Origin of the sequence: Agromyces mariniharenae (genome assembly GCF_008122505.1) — a bacterium.
GTDB lineage: Bacteria > Actinomycetota > Actinomycetes > Actinomycetales > Microbacteriaceae > Agromyces > Agromyces mariniharenae.
On sequence record NZ_VSSB01000001.1, the window covers coordinates 2,225,206 to 2,242,562 of the forward strand.

Below are 17,357 nucleotides of genomic sequence, written 5' to 3' on the forward strand. Positions count from 1 at the left end.
CGTTTCACAGCCTAGCCATGAGGCCGTCGTCGAGGGAAGGGGGAGCGTTGATTTCGTGACGGATGTCGCGTGCGCGCCGACGGATGCCGCGTGGTGCCGGGGCTCATGTCGAATCCGCCATGCATCAGGCGCACGCGACACGACGGATGCCGCGCGGCGAGCGCATCTGGGATCCGCCTCACCTGAGTTCGGCTCGGCTCGGCTCAGGCCAGCTCGGCGCCGCTCACCTCACCTGAGTTCGGCTCGGCTCGGCTCAGGTCAGCTCGGCGCCACGCGGTCAGCTCGGCGCGTTGCGGTCGCGGTTCGCGGCCGCCTCAGGGTCCTCCTCGGGCTCGAACGTGGTCGGCTCGCCGGCGCCCACGCCGACGCTGCCGGGGTCGTCGGGGATCGTCCCCTCGGATCCGAGCCCCTCGTCGCGGCTGACGTCGTCGCGGTCGGGCGAATCGGGATCCCGCTCGAGGTCGAGCTCGGCGCCGCGCTCGTCGGCCCCGCCCGTGGTGTCGCTCATGATCGGCTCCTCGTCGTTCGGCTTCCGATCACCGTGTCATGACGGCGCGGCATCCGGAGCGGGCTTGACATGCGGGGCTCGCGCCCGCGCGGCGAGATCGGCTCAGCCCTCGACCGGCCCGGGCGTCGAGCTCACGATGCCCTGCTCCGAGTTCAGCGCGACGCTGCCGCCGTACTGGCCGAAGAACACGAGGTCGTAGCGCGTGCCCTCGACGCTCGTCTCGTAGTTCACCTCGGTGCCGTCGGGCAGCCCCGCGACCACGAAACCGTCGAGCGTGAGCAGGCGGTCGCCGCGGGTGGTGACGGCGAGCGTGGTCGGGTAGGTGCCGGTCGTCTGCCGCGCGGCATCCAGCATCTGCTCGGCCACCCGGGCGGATGCCTCGAGCTGCCGCAGCTCGTCGTCGACGGGCTGCACGACCGCCGGCGGCGCCCCGGGCTGCTCGTCGACCCGCTCGGCGAGCACCGACATGAACAGGTAGGGGACGAACGTGATCGCGAGGAGCGCCAGCGCGACGACGGACAGGATGATCCCGATGAACGCGTTCGTCGCACGCTGGCCGGCGCGCACGGCGCGCACACGCACGACGAGTCCGAGCACCAGGGCGACCGCGGCGAGGGCCGCGAGGCCGCCCGTCGCGATGGGATCGCGGAACGGCGTGACCATGGTCAGCAGCGCGGCGATGATGCCGACGACGAGCGAGACCGTGCCGAGCGCGTCGAGCCAGCCCGTGACGGCGGGCGGGCGCTGCGGCACGACGGTGATCGGCTCGTCGCCGTCGCTCGGTGCAGCCGCGGGCGCCGCGGGCGACGCGGGCACAGGGGGCGCCGCGGCCGCGGACGGCCTGCTGCTCGGAGGTGCTGCCGACATCGTGGGCCCTCCTCGTGTCCGATCGGTGTGGCTGCTGTGGCACCATCTTCCGACCGTGCCGGCGGCGCGAACCTCTCGATCCGATCACGACGGTCTCGATCCGGTCACGACGATCACGAACGGGTCACGACGGTCTCGAACGGGTCTCGAGCCGGTCTCGTTCCGGTCACGACCCGCCGTCTTCGACGCGGTCGGGTGCGCAATCCAGGAGGCCGCGGGTGGCGGCATCCTTGCGCACCATGTCAGTCTGGCCGGATGCAGCGCAGGAACCACCGGGTCGCCGTGCTCGTGCTCGACGGGGCGAAGCCGCTCGACGTCGGCATCCCGGCACAGATCTTCTCGACACGGCAGAGCATGCCCTACGAGGTGCGCGTGTGCGGCGCGCATCCCGGCATGGTGACGGGCGGCGACGGGCTCTCGTACCACGTGGCCGACGGGCTCGAGGCGTTCGAGTGGGCGGAGACGATCTTCATCCCGGGCTACCGGCACCCCGACCGGGAGGATCCGCCGGCCGACGTCGTCGATGCCCTGCGCGCGGCGCACGCGCGCGGCGCCCGGCTCGCGGCGATCTCGACGGGCGCGTTCGCGCTCGCCGCGACGGGGCTGCTCGACGGACGGCGCGCCACGACGCACTGGCACTACACGCACGCGCTGCAGGCGCGGCATCCGTCGATCAGCGTCGACGAGAACGTGCTGTTCGTCGACGAGGGGAGCGTGCTCACGTCGGCAGGCGCGGCATCCGGGATCGACCTGTGCCTGCACCTCGTGCGGCGCGACCACGGCGTCGGGCTGTCGAACCACGTCGCCCGACGGCTCGTGGCCGCGCCCTACCGCAGCGGAGGCCAGGCGCAGTACGTGCCGCGCGCGCTGCCCGAGCCGCTCGGCGAGCTCTTCGCGGCGACGCGCCAGTGGGCGATGGAGCGCCTCGGGCAGCCGCTCACGCTCGGCGACCTCGCACGCAACGCGAACGTGTCGGCGCGCACGTTCTCGCGGCGCTTCGTCGAGGACACGGGCTACACGCCCATGCAGTGGATCCTGCGCGCCCGCATCGACCACGCTCGCGAGCTGCTCGAGCGCACCGACCTCGGCGTCGAGCAGATCGCCGATCGCGTCGGCCTCGGCACGGGCGCGAACCTCCGGCTGCACTTCCACCGCATCCTCGGCACGTCGCCGAGCGAGTATCGGCACACGTTCGCGGCCCACCCGTTGGTCGAGTAGAGGGCGAAGCAGCACCCGTTGGTCGAGTAGGCGACGCAGCAGCCGTATCGAGACGCAGCGGATGCCGCAGCGCGGCCTCAGGCCGGCGCGGCCTGCCGCTCCGACAGCACGGCCGCGTGCTCGGTGCGGGCGAGGAAGTCGCGGATCGTGTCGCGGCTGCGGCTGAGGCAGGCGATGCGCTCCTCGATGCCGGTGAGCTCGAGCGCCAGCATGTCGGCGACCGTGCGCGGGCAGCTCGGGCGCTCGTCGGCCGCGGCATCCTCGAGCTCGAGCACCTCCTTCACGAGGCGCGTCGCGAGGCCCGCCTGCACCAGCCCGGCGACGCGGATGACGCGGTCGACGTGCTCCTCGTCGTAGTCGCGGTACCCGTTGGGCCGCCGGTTCGGGGCGAGCAGCCCCTGCTGCTCGTAGTACCTGACCAGGCGCGGGGAGACGCCCGCACGGCTCGCGAGCTCGCCGATCTTCATGACGCCACCACCTCTTGATGATCGATCTGCGACACAGACCTTGACATTGACATCAATGTCAGAGTTTAGCGTCGAAGCATGGACCGCACCAGCACCCGGATCACCCCCTCCGAAGCCGCACTCCCGGACCGCCCGGCACCGGCGCCGCGCGGCCTGCCCTGGCCGTCGCTGCTCGTGCTCGGCGGCACCGCCTTCGTGATGGTCACCGCCGAGATGCTCCCGACCGCGGTGCTCCCCGAGATGAGCGCGGGGCTGGGCGTGACCGAGGCGCAGACCGGCTTCCTCGTGTCGCTGTGGGCCGCGGTCGTGGTCGTGGGAAGCCTGCCGCTCGTCCGCCTCACGCGCCGGCTCGATCGGCGGAGCCTCATCGTGTGGAGCCTCGTCGGACTCGCGGCTTCCGTCGCGGTGACGGCGCTGGCGCCGACGTACCCGATCGCGGTCGGCGGGCGGCTCGCCGGCGCGCTCGCCGTCGGCCTGCTCTGGGCGACGACGAACGCGTACACGGCCGACCTCGTCGCCGACCGCGACCTGGCCCGCGCGGTCGCCGTGGTGCTCGGCGGCGCGACGCTCGGCACCGTGCTGGGCACGCCGATCGGGAGCCTCGTCGCGCAGGGCGTTGGCTGGCGGGCCGCGTTCGCCGGGCTCGCGGTCGCCGCCGTGGTGGCGGCGGTGCTCGTCCGCACGGTCGTGCGGCGGCCGACCGCGACGACCCCGATCGCGACGACGGATGCCGCGCAGGCCCCGATCACGCCGACGGATGCCGCGCCAACCGATGACCAGGCCACCCCCGCCTCGCACGCGGCATCCGGAACCCTGCGCCCCATGCTCGCGATCGTCGGACTCGTCGCACTGCTGCTCGTCGGGCACTACGGCGTCTACACGTTCGTCACGCGACTCGTCGATGCGCCGGCGCAGGCGATGCCCGGGGGCGTCGGCGGCATGCTGCTCGCGTTCGGCGTCGCGTCGTGGCTCGGCATCGTGCTCGCAGGACGGTTCGGCGCGCGCACCGCCCGCGTGCTCGTCGCGGGCGCGATCGTCACCGCGATCGCCGTCGCCGCGCTCGCCCTCGTCGGCGTGCACCCGGCCGTCGGCATCGCGGTCGTCGTGGTCTGGGGCGTGGCATCCGGTGCGCTGCCGGCGCTCGCGCAGACGATGATCCTGCGCCTGGCGGGCACCGAGCGACGGTCGCTCGCGGGCGCGCTCATCCCGGTCGTGTTCAACCTCGGCATCGCGATCGGCGCGGGCCTGGCCGCACTCGTCGTCGACTCCTCGGGCGTCGCGGCGCTGCCGCCGCTGGGCGCTGCGGTCGTGGCCGTCGCCGCTGCAGGGCTGTTCCTCGTGCTGCGGCGGCCTGGGGCAGCGGCCTGAGCTACACGTCCACGCCGGGCACGATCCCCAGGCCGGGGTTCGAGATGCCGGCGATCCAGTTCGGCGCCATCGGCAGCAGCACGCCGTAGTAGATGGCCATGACGAGCGCGAACATCGCGTAGGCCATGATCACCATCGTGAGGATGCCGAGCACGGTCCCGAGCACCGCCGGCCACGACACGGGGTGCTCGATCGCGCGGAAGCGGCTCCGCGCCATGAGCCCGAACCAGATCGCGAAGCCGCCGAAGAACGCGACCACGGCGGCCCGCCCGATCTCGCCCGCGAGCGGCACCAGGAACGCCACGGCGAGCGATGCCGCGCCGAGCCCGAGCGAGGTCCACGCGAAGAAGCGAGCCCAGCCGGCGCCCGCGGTGTGCTCGTAGGGGATCATCCGAACGATTCTGCCCGGTTCGCGCCCCGCGGCGCGAGGATGGATCCATGCCGACCCGGCTCCTGCTCATCTCCGACACGCACGTGCCGGCGCGCGCGAAGCGCCTGCCCGACCGGGTCTGGCGCGCGGTCGACGAGTCCGACGTGGTCGTGCACGCGGGCGACTGGGTGGATGCCGCGACGCTCGACGCCCTCGAGGCCCGGGCGGCTCGGCTGGTCGGGGTCTTCGGCAACAACGACGGCCCGGCGCTGCGGGCCCGGTTGCCCGAGGTCGCGCGGTTCGAGCTCGAGGGCCTGCGGTTCGGGGTGGTGCACGAGACGGGTCCGGCGACGGGTCGAGGGCTCCGAGCGGATGCCGCGTACGCCGGCCCCGGCGACGGACGCCCCGAGCTCGACGTGCTCGTGTTCGGGCGCAGCCACATCCCGTGGGACGCCGTGACGCCCCGCGGCATCCGCCTGCTGAACCCCGGATCGCCGACCGATCGCCGGCGCCAGCCGGTGTGCACGATGATGACCGCGATCGCGGACGCGGGGGAGCTCCGCGAGGTCGAGCTCGTGCCCGTCGAGCGCTGAGCCGCGGCATCCGCTGCTTCGCTCGCAGGCATGCGAAGGCGTGGCGCGATCCTTGCGCATGCTGTCGCTCCGGCCACTGCCGCGGATGCCGCGCATCGGCGATCCTCGTGGGGTACCACCGGGAACGAAAGGAACCCCCGCATGACCCGCATCGCCGTGAACGGCTTCGGACGCATCGGCCGCAACACGCTGCGCGCCCTCCTCGAGCGCGACTCCGACCTCGAGATCGTCGCCGTGAACGACCTCACCGACCCGAAGGCCCTCGCCCAGCTGCTGCGCTTCGATAGCTCGCTCGGCCGCCTCGGGCGCCCCGTCGAGGTCGAGGGCGACGAGCTCGTCGTCGACGGACGCCGTATCAAGGTCCTCGCCGAGCGCGACCCCGCGAACCTGCCGTGGAAGGAGCTCGCGGTCGACGTCGTGCTCGAGTCGACCGGCCGCTTCACGTCCGCCGAGGCCGCGAAGGCGCACCTCGACGCCGGCGCGCGCAAGGTGCTCGTGAGCGCGCCGTCCGACGGCGCCGACGTGACGCTCGCCTACGGCGTGAACACCGACGCGTACGACGCGGCATCCCACACCATCGTGTCGAACGCCTCGTGCACCACGAACGCGCTCGCGCCGCTCGCCTCGGTGCTCGACGACCTCGCCGGCATCGAGCACGGCTTCATGACCACGGTGCACGCCTACACGCAGGAGCAGAACCTGCAGGACGGCCCGCACCGCGACCCGCGCCGGGCCCGCGCCGCCGGCGTGAACATCGTGCCGACCACGACGGGCGCCGCGAAGGCGATCGGCCTCGTGCTGCCGGGCCTCGACGGCAAGCTGTCGGGCGACTCGATCCGCGTGCCCGTGCCCGTCGGCTCGATCGTCGAGCTCAACACCACCGTGTCGCGCGAGGTCACCCGCGACGAGGTGCTCGCCGCGTACAAGGCCGCTGCCGCCGGGCCCCTCGCTGGCGTCCTCGAGTACTCGGAGGACCCGCTCGTGTCGTCGGACATCACGGGCAACCCGGCGTCGTCGATCTTCGACGCGGCGCTCACGCGCGTCGACGGCAAGCACGTGAAGGTCGTCGCGTGGTACGACAACGAGTGGGGCTTCTCGAACCGCGTGATCGACACGCTGGAGCTGCTCGCGCAGGGCTGACGCGCTCGTCCGAGCTGCCGGGTTGGCGGGATTTCACGCCAACCCGGCAGCCGACGGGTCGCCGATGTCGGTGGCACGACGCAGAATTGGCTGGTGACTCGTCGTGGGCTGATCCTCTTCGCCGCGCTCGGCATCGCCTGGGGCATCCCCTACCTCTTCATCAAGGTGGCGGTGAGCGAGCTCGACCCCGCGATGGTGGTCCTCGGGCGATCAGCGCTGGCCGCGCTCCTGCTGATGCCGCTCGCGTTCTTCCGTCGCGAGGTCTGGCAGGTCGTGCGTCGGTGGAAGCCGATGGCGGCCTACACGATCGTCGAGATCATCCTGCCGTGGTACTTCCTGAGCTCGGCCGAGCAGAAGCTCCCGAGCTCGACCGCCGGGCTGCTGCTCGCCACCGTGCCGCTGGCCGGTGTGGCGATCGCCTTCATCATGGGGCGGCCCGAGCGGCTCACGCGCCTCAACTGGCTCGGCATCACGCTCGGCATGCTCGGCGTCGCCGCGCTCGTCGGCCTCGACATCGCCGGGTCCGACCTCATCGCGGTCGCCGAGATGGCCGTCGTCGTGGTCGGTTACGCGCTCGGCCCGGCGATCCTCGCGCGCTGGATGTCCGACCTCCCGGGAGTCGGCGTCGTCGCCGTGTCGCTGGCCGCGACGGCGGTGGTGTACGTGCCGTTCGTGCTCTTCACCGGTGCCTGGCCCACGACGTGGCCGTCGACGTCGGTCATCCTCTCGATCGTCGTGCTCGCGGTGGTCTGCAGCGCCCTCGCGTTCCTGCTCATGGTCGCGCTCATCGGCGAGATCGGGCCGGTCAAGGCGACGGCCATCACCTACGTGAACCCCGCGGTCGCGATCCTCGCGGGCGTGCTCATCCTCGGCGAGCGCATCACGGTGTGGACGATCGTCGGCTTCACGCTGGTGCTCCTCGGCTCCTATCTCGTGACGCGCAAGCGGCAGGAGCCCGTCGCGGCCGAGGGTCCCGAGGAGGCCTGCGCCGAGCAGGAACTGCAACCGGAGCAACGGCAGGATCAGCAGGCGCGCCGACAGGCGTAGCCCGGCCGAGCCCGCCCGACGGGATTGCCACCACGGGCTCGCCCCGCCAGCATGGGGCGCATGGATGTCGAGCCCATCACGCCGCAGCAGTTCCACGACGCCGACGGGGTCGACGACTGGCGGGTGCTCTACTGGGGTGCGCACGCGTTCTTCCGCGCGACGTCGTACGCGCAGGCGGCCAGGTTCGTGGCTGCGGTCGCCGAGCTCGCGGCGCCCACACGGCACGACCCCGACGTCGACCTGCGTCGCGAGGGCGTTGCGGTGAAGCTCATCACCCGCGGCATCCGGAACCTGAGCACCCGCGACATCGAGCTCGCGAGGCGCATCTCCGAGGCGGCGCGCGACCTGGGACTCGACGCCGACCCATCGGCGCTGCAGATCGTGCAGGCGGCGGTCGCGTCGCCACCGTCGGCCGACGTCACGCCGTTCTGGGCCGCGGTGCTCGGTTACGTGCGGCCCAATGGGTCCCACCTCGTCGACCCGCTGCGGCGAAACCCGTCGTTCTTCCTCCAGCGCGAGGACCGCGTCGCGCCGGGCCGCGGGCGCATGCACATCGACGTGAGCGTGCCGCACGACCAGGTGTACGCCCGCATCGACGCGGCCGTCGCGGCGGGCGGCCGCATCGCCGACGACTCCTTCGCGCCCGAGTGGTGGACGCTCGCCGACGCCGAGAACCACGGCGTCGACATCACGACGTGGTGGGGTCGCGAGGCGGTGCGGCTCGAGGAGCAGCGCGAGCAGTGACGCGCCTGCCGCGCTGACGCTGCGGAAGCCATGGGCGCGGCGGGCGTTCCAGCGCGCCCCGGCTCACCACGTCCCGCCGACCGGATGCTCGTCGTCGGTGAACATGCCGCCGATCGGTCCCCGCGGCGCCGGGATGACGGGCGCGACGCCGTCGCGCTCGGTCGCGACGCGCACGGCGTCATCCTGCGGCTCGTACCCGATGGCGCGACCCGCCTCGGGTGAGAAGCGCGCGGGCGCGTTCGCGGAGACGCCCCAGACGAGGTGGTGACGTCCGTCCTCGACGCGCAGCGCCGCCTCGATGAGCCGCACGGCGTCGTCGACCGAGAGCCACTGCGCCAGGCTGAGGCCGAGCGTGCCGCCGGCTCCGGGGTCGGGCGCGAAGTGGCAGATGCGTGCGGTGACGATGCTCATGCCGAACCGGTCGGCGTACAGGCTGCCGAGCGCTTCGAGCGCCGCCTTGCTGACCCCGTAGTACGTGTCGGGTCGCGGCAGCAGCGGCTCGTCCTGCGCGACATCCGCGACAGAGGCGAACCCGACGGCGTGCACGCTGCTCGCGAGGAACACCCGGCGCACGCCCGCCGTGCGGGCCGCCTCGAGCACCTTCTGGGTGCCGTCGATGTTCACGCGCAGCAGGTCGGCCCACGGCCGCTCGGACGCGAGCGCGGCGAGGTGCACGACCGCATCGGCGCCGTCGACGACCCGGCCGATCGCATCGGCGTCCTCGATCGAGGCGCGATGCCACTCGACGGCGCCGCGTGCGTGGTCATCGGATGCCGCGGCGGCATCCTCGGGCACGTCGAGGTCGACCAGCCGGAGCGTCCGGCCCGGCCGTCGCAGCAGCGGCACCACGCGCCGGCCGATCCGCCCCGACGCGCCCGTGACGACGACGACCTCGCTCGCGGCATCCGCTGCACCCATGCGCACGATCATGCCAAACGGCTCCCCGGCCGCCCGGGAGGCACGGTGACGTGACGTTCAGGCTGCGCTGGACGATGGCACCCCGGCCGCGAGCTCCGCGAACACGGCGCGCACGTCGTCGCGCACCGCGAGCGGCGCCGACTGGCCCATCCAGAGCGACTGCAGGTCGCCGCGGCCCTGGCGCGCGGCCTCGGCGCGGAACCTCCCGGTGAGCCAGTTCTGCGCCGGGAACGGCGCGATGGCGCCCGATGCCTCGATCTCGCGGATGGCGCGGTTCAGCCGTCCGCGCGCCAGTCGCCCGCTCATGGCACGCGTGAGCACGGTCTCGTGCGCGGCCGTGTCGCCCATGGCCGCGCGGTGGGCGTCGTTCGCGGCGGACTGCCGCGTGCGCAGGAACGCCGTGCCCACCTGCACGCCCGACGCGCCGAGCGCGAGCGCCGCGGCGACGCCCCGCCGGTCGGCGATGCCGCCCGCCGCGATCACCGGCACCGACACCGCGTCGACCACCTGCGGGACGAGCGCGATCGACCCGATGAGCGACTGCTCGGGTTCGCGCAGGAACGACACCCGGTGTCCGCCGGCCTCGAGCCCGGTCGCGACGATCGCGTCGACCCCGCCCGCGTCGAGCGCGACGGCCTCGTCGACCGAGGTCGCGGTGCCCACCAGGCGGATGCCGCGCGCCCTCGCGCTCTCGACCACGTCGGCGGGAGGCACGCCGAACACGAAGCTCGCGACGGCCGGACGCGCCTCGAGCACGGCCGCCCACTGCTCGTCGAACGACGGGAGGTACGACGCGGGCGGCTCCGCCGGCACCGCGAGCCCGACCTCGTCGAAGAAGGGGCGGAGCGCTCCGACGGTGCGGTCGTAGCCGTCGCGGTCGAGCGGGGCGTCGGTCGCGGCATCCGTCAGCGGAAGCCACACGTTGAGGTTGAACGGCCGGTCGGTCGCCGCGTGCAGCGCCGCCGCGGTCTCGGCGATGCGGCCGGCGTCGTAGCCATAGAGCCCGAACGACCCGAGCCCGCCGAGCCCGCTCACCGCCGCGGTGAGCTCGACCGACGACAGCCCGCCGAACGGCCCGAGCACGATCGGATGCTCGATGCCCAGCAGCTCGGTCAGCCGTGTCGCGGCATCCGCCATGTCAGTCCTCCGTCGTCGCGGGCTGCACGCCCCACTCGTCAGCGCGGCGGGCGCCGCAGTTCCAGCACGTGCCGCCCTCGATGAGCGCGCCGCACTCGGTGCACGTCGCCGCGAGCCAGCACACGGCGCCGTCGAGCATTCCGCCCTCGAGCTCGTTCGGCTGCTCCTCCGCGCGCACCGTTCCACGCTACGCCTCCGTGTCGCCCGAACGAGGGGTCTTCCTCCGGTTCCCGCTTCGCGGAACCGGGAGTACCCTCGGCCACGAGACCTCGCAAAGGGGGTTGCGATGCCGTACTTCATCATCGAACGCAACTACGCGGAGAACGTACCTGTTCCGTTCGAGGCCGCGCCGGACATCAACCTGATCAACGACGAGGAGGACGTGCGCTGGGTGTTCTCGTTCCTGTCGGTGGATCACCGCAAGAGCTACTGCCTGTACGAAGCCGACTCGAAGGAGGCGATCCTCGCCGCGGCGGCTCGGAATGGGGTACCCGCCGACGTGATCACCGAGGTGGAGGGCCGGCTGATGCCGAGCGGCCTGCTCGCCTCCGTCACCTGACCACCTCGACCGCCGAATCGGCGGTACGCATCAGACAATGCCGCGTTCCCGAGCGTACCGAGCGGCGCGGGTTCGGTTCGGTGCACCCACCTTGATCAGGATGCTGCGGACGTGATTCGCGGCGGTGTGCTCGCTGATCACGAGCTCTGTCGCGATCTCCCGGTTGCTGAGCCCGTCGGCCAGGAGCCGGAGGACCTCTGTCTCGCGTGCAGTCAGGCCGTCGGGATCGGGTATGGCGGTCCTGGGCGGGAGCATGGCGAGCACACGGGCAAGGCCGAGCGGCTCGGCGATCGCCCTCGCCCGCTCGGCGAGCGACCGCGCCTCCGCCGAGTCGCCGTGGACCCGTCGCTCGAATGCGGCGGCCGATGCCGACGCGTACGCGATGTGAAGCGGCGCCTCGAGTTGCTCGCTCAGTTGGATCGCGCTGGCGAACTCGGCTGCGGGATCGCCGGTGTCGCAGAGCGCATCGAGCTCTCCGAGGTACCGGTCGGCGGGGCCGAGCGGCGCGACGTAGAACGCAGAGAGGACGTTGAGACCGGCGTAGTCCTGCATCAGCGGTCGGAGCATCCGCCCGGCATCCCGATCGCCGAGGGCGAGCGCCGCCTCCACCATGAACGCGAGCCGGACCGGCCAGTTGCCTGAGACGTGCGCTTTCTCATGGTCGCGATCGAGGAGCCAGTGGAGCGTCCGGCGGCAGGGCTCCTCCATGCCGAACTCGGTGTACAGGGCGAGGAGGCCGGGAGTCCACGCCGATCGGGGCGCGCGGTCGGCCGTCAGGAGTCGGGCTGCCGGAGTCAGGCGACCCGCCTCCCGACGCATCATGTAGACCTGAATGGGAATCGCGCCTGTCGCCGCGTCCGACCGGAACTCCAGCTCGATCTCCGACATGCGCGAGAGCCGTGCGCCGGCGTCGGTGAGGCGCCCGTCGATGAAGGCTCGGCCGAACCGGCAGCATTCGGCCCAGTACGCCCAATACGAACCCCAGCGCTGGGCAGTCTCGACGAGGCGCCGTTCGTTCCGTGCCATGGCCTCGGGGTCGCCGACGATGTAGGCGTTCGAACTGCCGATCGTCGCCGCTACGCCCATCCAGTCGTCATCCATGTCGGCGATCAGCCCGCTGAGCTCCTCGGCCTGGTCGAGGCGCTCGCGCACGCCCTCGGGTCGGAGGGTATGCCAGATCCGGGCGCGCAGGACGGCGGCGAGCGTGCGGTCGTCGTCGAGCTCTCGAGCGAGGGCGATCGCTCGGTCTCCGTGGATCGCGGCAGTGTCGAGGTCGCCGGTGTACGCCATCGCCCGTCCGAGGCCGGCCAATCCCTCGATCACCAGGGGGTCGTGATCGTCTCCGGAGACGTCGTCGAGCGCCGACGTCAGCAGCTCGGCTGCGCGTGTTCCGTAGAGCGCGGCTCGGAAAGAGGCTTCCTCGTACCCGATCGCGGCTCGCAGGCGCGTGCGCGGATCGCTCGAGGCCAACGTCCGTTCCCGTTGGATTCGGGCTTTGGCGAAATCGGAGGCGAGAGACCAGCTCCGCGCTGAGCGCAATTGGAGTTCATCGCGCTCGTCCGACCGGCCGGTGAGCGCCGCGGCGCGCTCGAAGAGGCTCGCTGCCTCCTCGTGCGCGATGCGCCGATCGGCGGACTCCGCTGACTGGATGAGGTAGGTGACGGCGCGGTCGCCGAACCCCAGCGCTCGAGCGGCACTGAAATGATGCGCCAACCGCTGGACGAGACGCGGCGCGGCGGGAAATCGGGCCTCGAGCGTCTGGGCGATCCGTCCATGAAGACGCATCGTCGACGATGGCGTCATCGTGCCGAGGACCGCTTGCCGGGCGATCGCGTGAGGGAATCGGAAGGGGCCGTCGGCTCGTTCGGGTGGCTCGAGCAGGCCCGAGCGCAGGATGGAATCGATAGCGTCGAGCGTTGCATCTTGCGACTGGTCGCTGACGGCGATCAGTTCGACGACGTCAACCTCCTGCCCGAGCACGGCCGCGGCCTGGAGTACATCGAGTTCCGCCGGTGCGAGCATCGCGATCCGCGGGCGCAGGGGCTCGAACGCGGACTCCGGCATCTCGAAGCGGGTGTCGCGGGAGACGATCGCGTCGACGGCCGGTCGCCAGACGGTGCGAACCAGGAAGGGGTTGCCACCGGTGACCTCCATGAGCGCGCTGGTCGACGCCCTGGCCTGTTCGTCGGAGAGTCCCGCGCCGACCCGGAGGAACTCCGTGACATCGGCGGCCGTGAACGGTGTGAGCTCCACGCGTTCGACATTCGGACGGTGACTCGAGCGCTCGATAGCCTCCGCCAACTCGTCGGACTTGTCGGGAGGATGGGGACGCGACGCAGCGAGCATGAGGATGCGAGCGTCCGCCGTTCCGGGGATGATCCGGGTCAGCAGGCGAACTGCGTCGTCGCCGGCCCAGTGCAGGTCGTCGAGGACCATCACGATCGGGCGGATGGCGGACGCGGCGACGAGCACCTCGACGACCGCCTCGAACAACCGGTCCTGCCCGATGACCGGCACCGATCGCTCGTCGCGCGCGAACGCGTCACGAACCAGGGCGAGCGCGTCATCGGCCATGGTCCGCCCGAGGTCGCCATCGTCGGCATCGGCTGCCGCGGCTTCGGCATCCGCGATCGCGGCGAGCAGGGGTGCGAGAGCCTGGTCGAACGGCTCGAGCGGACGTCCGAACTCCTGCACGGTAGTGCCGGCCAGGACCGCGGCGCCACGTTCGTGGGCCTCGGCGCACAACTGCCCGATCAGCCGCGATTTGCCGGTGCCCGGGTCGCCGCTCACGAAGACGACCCGACCGGCACCCCGCTCGGTGTCGTCGTACGCGGCCCGCAGCGCGCGGAGCTCCTCGCGTCGGGCCACGAAGGGCGGGGCGCCGGTGTTCGTCCAACTCGAAGGCAGGGCGGGAGCTGGCCAGCTCCGCATGCTCCACACGATAGCCCCGGAACGGGCGCAGGGTCGATGACCCGAATTGACTATGCCGTCGGCTGGCCAAGATGACGCATCCACGTCATGTGGCGGGCTCGCGGCATCCGTAGCGTCGCCCTCGACCGGCCGCGGCAGCGAGCCGGCGGGGAAGGGAACGACCATGGACACTCGAACACTGGGATGGGCGGTTCCGGCAGCTGCGGCCGTACTGCTGCTCGCCGGGTGCGGGCTGACGACGACGGCAGGCTCAGCGAAGCTGACCGTGCCCAAGACCTCGACCGAGGTCTGCAACGCGCCGAACTACGTGCGCCAGGCCGCGCCCGAGGGCGTGTGCGGCGCCGACTTCGACCGCCTGATCGCGGAGCAGGTCGAGGACGACATGAGCCTCGGCTACCTGCACCAGGAGCGGATGCAGCGGGTCCAGCGATGAGACCGAGGGTGACGCAGGCCCTCCCAGGGGGCGGATGCCGCGAGGCTCCGCCCCCGCTTTCGTGACGGCGTCAGGCAGCGATTTCGGCTGCGTCCTCGTGAGTCGCCGGCACGGCGGGCTCGACCCGATCGGCCGCGTCCCCGAACAACGCGTCGACGACGATCGCCGCGTCCCGGTCCATGCCGACGAGGGCCGCGGACGCGACCGAGTACTGGAACTCCATGCCCACGAACCCGAGCCCGGGGCATCCGGTGACGACACCGCGGGTCGTCTCGGGCTCGCCGTCGGCGCCGACCACGCCGTCGATGCGCAGCCACGAGAGGTCGGGCCGCGAGCCGGTGCACCACACCACGGTCGTCGCGTCGACGACCGTGCCGTCGGCGAGCACGGGATGCCCCGCCTCGACGCCGCGTACGCGGCCGGCCTGCACGACGCCCGCGCGCTCGAGGTCGCGCAGCGAGTTGCGGATGAGCATCACGCCGTGACCCAGTTCAGCGGCTCGCATGCGGCGGCCCTTCTCGGAGTCGATCGTCACGCGCCGGAGTCGTGCGAGGAAGATGCGGCTCGCCAGGTTGCCGATCGGGGTGTCGATGTCGACGGGCACATGGCCGGGGTGGCGCCCGGCCAGCGTCACGGCGTGACCGGCGCGCGCGGCATCGAGTGCGACATCCGTGCCCGAGTTCGCGGCGCCGACCACGAGCACGGGCCCCTCCGCGAACTGCTCGGGGCCGCGGTACTCCATCGAGTGCAGCTGCCGGATCGACGGGTCGAGCCCGGTCGCGAACCCCGGCGTGACCGGCCGTCGGTGCGCGCCCGACGCGACGATCACGTGCTCGGCGAGCACGTCGTCGTCGGCGAGCCGGAAGCGTCCGTCGGGCTCACGGCTCAGGCTGGTGACGCGCGTCGACGTGCGCACCGGGAGCTCGAAGCGCTCGGCGTACTGCTCGAGGTAGTCGCCGAACTGCGTGCCGGTCGGATACTCGAACCGGCCGACGTCGAGGAGCATGCCGGGCAGGCTCGCGAAGCCGCGCGGCGTGAAGAGCCGCAGCGAACGGTAGCGCTCGCGCCACTGGTCGCCCACGCGGGCGTGCTCGTCGAAGAGCTCGAAGCGGATGCCGCGAGCGGCGAGTCGCCGGCCGACGATGAGTCCGGCTGCGCCCGCGCCGATGACGACGGTGTCGAGGGTGGTGGTGGACATGGCGGGCCTCCTCGGTGCTGCTCGGACGTCTTCGACGTGAACCTACGGATGCCGCGAGGTGGCGGCGTCGGCAGAAATGACCAATTCCGGCCGCGGGTACGCAGTGCGCCTGGGCCGTCGCTCGCCTGCACTCCCTCAGGCGGTCGCGGCGATCCCGTGCTCGAAGGCGAACGCCGTGGCGCCCGCGCGGTTGGCGACGCCGAGCTTCGCGAGGATGTTGCTCACGTGGCGGGCGACCGTGTGCTCGCTGAGGAACAGGTGATCGGCGATCTCGCGGTTGGACCGCCCGCTCGCGATGAGGCGGATCACCTCCACCTCACGTCGGGTCAGGCCGCCCGCGGCATCCGTTCGCGCGCCCGGTGACGCGATGCGTTCGAGCCGGGCGAGATCGGGGGCGGCGCCGAGGTCGGTGAGCACCGTGCGGGCCGCGTCGAACTCGAGCTGCGCGGCCTCCTCGTCGCCGAGGGCCCGGCTCGCGCGTCCGAGGAGCACCCGCGTGATCGCAGCGTGGTACGGGGCGTCGAGTCGGCGCCACGCCGCCCACGAGCGGCGCAGCAGGGGGAGCGCGGCATCCGGGGCATCCGTCGCCAGGTGCACGTGGGCCTCGGCGCGGTCGGCCTGCGCGTGCAGGTAGGGCGTGTCGAAGGTCTCCGCGAGCTCCCGCAGCGCGGCCGCGGCGCGTTCGGCGACGGCGAGGTCGCCGCCGTCGACCTCGAGCTCGACCTGGCCGGCCAGGAGCTCCGTGCGCGTCCGTAGCGCCGGCCCCGCCTCGAGGGCTCGCGCGATCCCGGTGCGCGCCGTCGCGGCGCGGCCCGCGTCGCGCCGGAGCAGGGCCAGGCCGGGCTGCACCTCGCGGCCGAGCGCGCCGGCCTGGCGGTACGCGTCTTCGGCCTCGGCGGTGCGGCCCGCGAGTCGGTGCAGTTCGCCCAGCCCGTAGAGGGCGTTCTCGAGCGTCTGCTCGCGACGTTCGCGCACGGAGACCTCCGACAGCGTGTCGGCCGCCTCCGTCCACTCGCCGACGAGCTGCAGCACGGTGGCGCGATGCACCGAGCACTCGCCGCGGAACGGCTCCAGTCCGCGCTGCGCGTCGCACCAGTCGCTGAGGTCGCGGGTCCAGACGCGGGCCCGCTCCACGTCCCAGCGCTCGAGGCAGCTCGAGATGACCGCGCAGTACGCCGGGCCGGCGACCCGGTCGCTGACGCCCTCCGTGGAGATCGTGAGCATCACGCGATCGAGGCAGGCCAGGCCGGCCCGCGCGTCGCCGCCGGCGACGAGCGCCCGGCCGAGCGCCATGGTCGCGAGCACCTCGAAGTCGAGGTCGCCGGCCGCGCGCGAGAGCTCGATCGCCCGGCCGCTGAGGTCGACGGCCTCCTCGACGCCGCCGAACTCGAGGGTAGCCACGGCTCGGCAGAGCATCGCGGCGGCGGCCGACCGCGGTGACGGCGAGTCGCCGGCCAGGTCGATCAGACGCGCCATCCAGGCGCCGGCGCGCACGTATTCGGCACGCTGTCCCAGCGTGTAGCAGAGCCAGAACGCGGAGCGGATCGCGGCATCCGTATCGCCGGCGGCGAGGTAGGCCTCGTGCGCCTCCCCCCATGCCTGCACGGAGTCGGCCTCGCGCCCGAGGAACCACGCCGCGAGGCCGAGCTCGTCGAGTCCCTCGGCGCCGAGCGCCTCCCGCCCGGCGGAGAGCTCGTCGTAGCGGGCCACCCAGTCGACCGCCCGCACCGCTCCCGCGGTGGGCATGCTGCCAGTATCGGTCCGGGCCCGACGGCGCGACAAGGAATTCCGCGCCCCATGTCGATCTGTGCACGAGGCCGTTCGACGTCCAGAATGAGACGGATCGTCCGCCTCGAACG

The 17,357-nt window shown here is 72.6% G+C and carries 18 protein-coding genes; 8 read left to right on the forward strand and 10 right to left on the reverse strand.

From position 1 onward, the window contains the following. Positions 1 to 277 precede the first annotated feature (277 nt). Together FYC51_RS10280 and FYC51_RS10285 are read right to left on the reverse strand one after the other, a co-directional pair. Positions 278 to 508 (reverse strand): hypothetical protein, encoded by a 231-nt coding sequence (locus tag FYC51_RS10280; protein ID WP_148733448.1) that lies wholly within the window; start codon positions 506 to 508, stop codon positions 278 to 280. A gap of 102 nt (positions 509 to 610) precedes the next feature. Continuing rightward, complete coding sequence (locus tag FYC51_RS10285; protein WP_148733449.1) at positions 611 to 1,324, reverse strand: hypothetical protein; 714 nt, start codon at positions 1,322 to 1,324, stop codon at positions 611 to 613. 306 nt (positions 1,325 to 1,630) lie between these two features. Here FYC51_RS10285 and FYC51_RS10290 point away from each other — a divergent pair, with 306 nt between their 5' ends. Further along, a complete protein-coding gene (locus FYC51_RS10290; RefSeq protein ID WP_148733450.1) occupies positions 1,631 to 2,593 on the forward strand; it encodes a GlxA family transcriptional regulator in 963 nt (320 codons plus the stop codon). Positions 2,594 to 2,670: 77 nt separating this feature from the next. Here the strand turns inward: FYC51_RS10290 and FYC51_RS10295 are convergent, their stop codons facing one another. Next, complete coding sequence (locus FYC51_RS10295; RefSeq protein WP_148733451.1) at positions 2,671 to 3,060, reverse strand: MerR family transcriptional regulator; 390 nt, start codon at positions 3,058 to 3,060, stop codon at positions 2,671 to 2,673. A gap of 78 nt (positions 3,061 to 3,138) precedes the next feature. Here FYC51_RS10295 and FYC51_RS10300 point away from each other — a divergent pair, with 78 nt between their 5' ends. Continuing rightward, a complete protein-coding gene (locus FYC51_RS10300; protein ID WP_148733452.1) occupies positions 3,139 to 4,428 on the forward strand; it encodes an MFS transporter in 1,290 nt (429 codons plus the stop codon). Position 4,429: 1 nt separating this feature from the next. On the opposite strand, the gene FYC51_RS10305 is transcribed toward FYC51_RS10300, so the two are convergent. Next, complete coding sequence (locus tag FYC51_RS10305) at positions 4,430 to 4,819, reverse strand: hypothetical protein (RefSeq protein WP_148733453.1); 390 nt, start codon at positions 4,817 to 4,819, stop codon at positions 4,430 to 4,432. A gap of 47 nt (positions 4,820 to 4,866) precedes the next feature. Between FYC51_RS10305 and FYC51_RS10310 the strand changes: the two genes are divergently transcribed. From FYC51_RS10310 to FYC51_RS10325, 4 genes are all read left to right on the forward strand, one after another. After that, positions 4,867 to 5,391, forward strand: a complete 525-nt coding sequence (locus FYC51_RS10310) for a metallophosphoesterase family protein (protein WP_148733454.1) — start codon at positions 4,867 to 4,869, stop codon at positions 5,389 to 5,391. A 141-nt stretch (positions 5,392 to 5,532) separates the two neighbouring features. Further along, complete coding sequence (gap, locus tag FYC51_RS10315; protein ID WP_148733455.1) at positions 5,533 to 6,531, forward strand: type I glyceraldehyde-3-phosphate dehydrogenase; 999 nt, start codon at positions 5,533 to 5,535, stop codon at positions 6,529 to 6,531. 93 nt (positions 6,532 to 6,624) lie between these two features. Further along, complete coding sequence (locus FYC51_RS10320; RefSeq protein ID WP_187432574.1) at positions 6,625 to 7,578, forward strand: DMT family transporter; 954 nt, start codon at positions 6,625 to 6,627, stop codon at positions 7,576 to 7,578. 60 nt (positions 7,579 to 7,638) lie between these two features. Further along, positions 7,639 to 8,322: a VOC family protein gene (locus FYC51_RS10325; RefSeq protein ID WP_222863232.1), complete on the forward strand. Its 684-nt coding sequence runs from the start codon at positions 7,639 to 7,641 to the stop codon at positions 8,320 to 8,322. 63 nt (positions 8,323 to 8,385) lie between these two features. On the opposite strand, the gene FYC51_RS10330 is transcribed toward FYC51_RS10325, so the two are convergent. Genes FYC51_RS10330 through FYC51_RS19240 form a run of 3 tightly spaced genes read right to left on the reverse strand, consistent with a single transcriptional unit; the run spans position 8,386 to position 10,555 of the window. Further along, the gene (locus FYC51_RS10330) at positions 8,386 to 9,252 is read right to left on the reverse strand and encodes an NAD-dependent epimerase/dehydratase family protein (protein ID WP_238476293.1); all 867 of its coding nucleotides are present in this window, start codon (positions 9,250 to 9,252) and stop codon (positions 8,386 to 8,388) included. A 45-nt stretch (positions 9,253 to 9,297) separates the two neighbouring features. Beyond that, a complete protein-coding gene (locus tag FYC51_RS10335) occupies positions 9,298 to 10,377 on the reverse strand; it encodes an NAD(P)H-dependent flavin oxidoreductase (RefSeq protein WP_187432575.1) in 1,080 nt (359 codons plus the stop codon). A 1-nt stretch (position 10,378) separates the two neighbouring features. Next, positions 10,379 to 10,555, reverse strand: a complete 177-nt coding sequence (locus tag FYC51_RS19240; RefSeq protein WP_187432576.1) for a hypothetical protein — start codon at positions 10,553 to 10,555, stop codon at positions 10,379 to 10,381. Positions 10,556 to 10,663: 108 nt separating this feature from the next. Here FYC51_RS19240 and FYC51_RS10340 point away from each other — a divergent pair, with 108 nt between their 5' ends. Beyond that, the gene (locus FYC51_RS10340) at positions 10,664 to 10,936 is read left to right on the forward strand and encodes a DUF4242 domain-containing protein (protein WP_148733457.1); all 273 of its coding nucleotides are present in this window, start codon (positions 10,664 to 10,666) and stop codon (positions 10,934 to 10,936) included. Positions 10,937 to 10,966: 30 nt separating this feature from the next. Here FYC51_RS10340 and FYC51_RS10345 read toward each other — a convergent pair whose 3' ends face one another. Then, the gene (locus FYC51_RS10345) at positions 10,967 to 13,804 is read right to left on the reverse strand and encodes an ATP-binding protein (RefSeq protein ID WP_187432577.1); all 2,838 of its coding nucleotides are present in this window, start codon (positions 13,802 to 13,804) and stop codon (positions 10,967 to 10,969) included. Positions 13,805 to 14,030: 226 nt separating this feature from the next. On the opposite strand from FYC51_RS10345, the gene FYC51_RS10350 reads away from it, so the two are divergent. Continuing rightward, on the forward strand, positions 14,031 to 14,300 hold the full coding sequence (locus FYC51_RS10350) for a hypothetical protein (protein ID WP_148733459.1): 270 nt from the start codon (positions 14,031 to 14,033) through the stop codon (positions 14,298 to 14,300). Positions 14,301 to 14,370: 70 nt separating this feature from the next. Here FYC51_RS10350 and FYC51_RS10355 read toward each other — a convergent pair whose 3' ends face one another. After that, positions 14,371 to 15,498, reverse strand: coding sequence for a flavin-containing monooxygenase (locus FYC51_RS10355; RefSeq protein WP_148733460.1), 1,128 nt, complete (start codon positions 15,496 to 15,498; stop codon positions 14,371 to 14,373). Between the two features lie 135 nt (positions 15,499 to 15,633). After that, positions 15,634 to 17,244 (reverse strand): response regulator transcription factor, encoded by a 1,611-nt coding sequence (locus FYC51_RS10360; protein WP_148733461.1) that lies wholly within the window; start codon positions 17,242 to 17,244, stop codon positions 15,634 to 15,636. Positions 17,245 to 17,357: the final 113 nt, after the last annotated feature.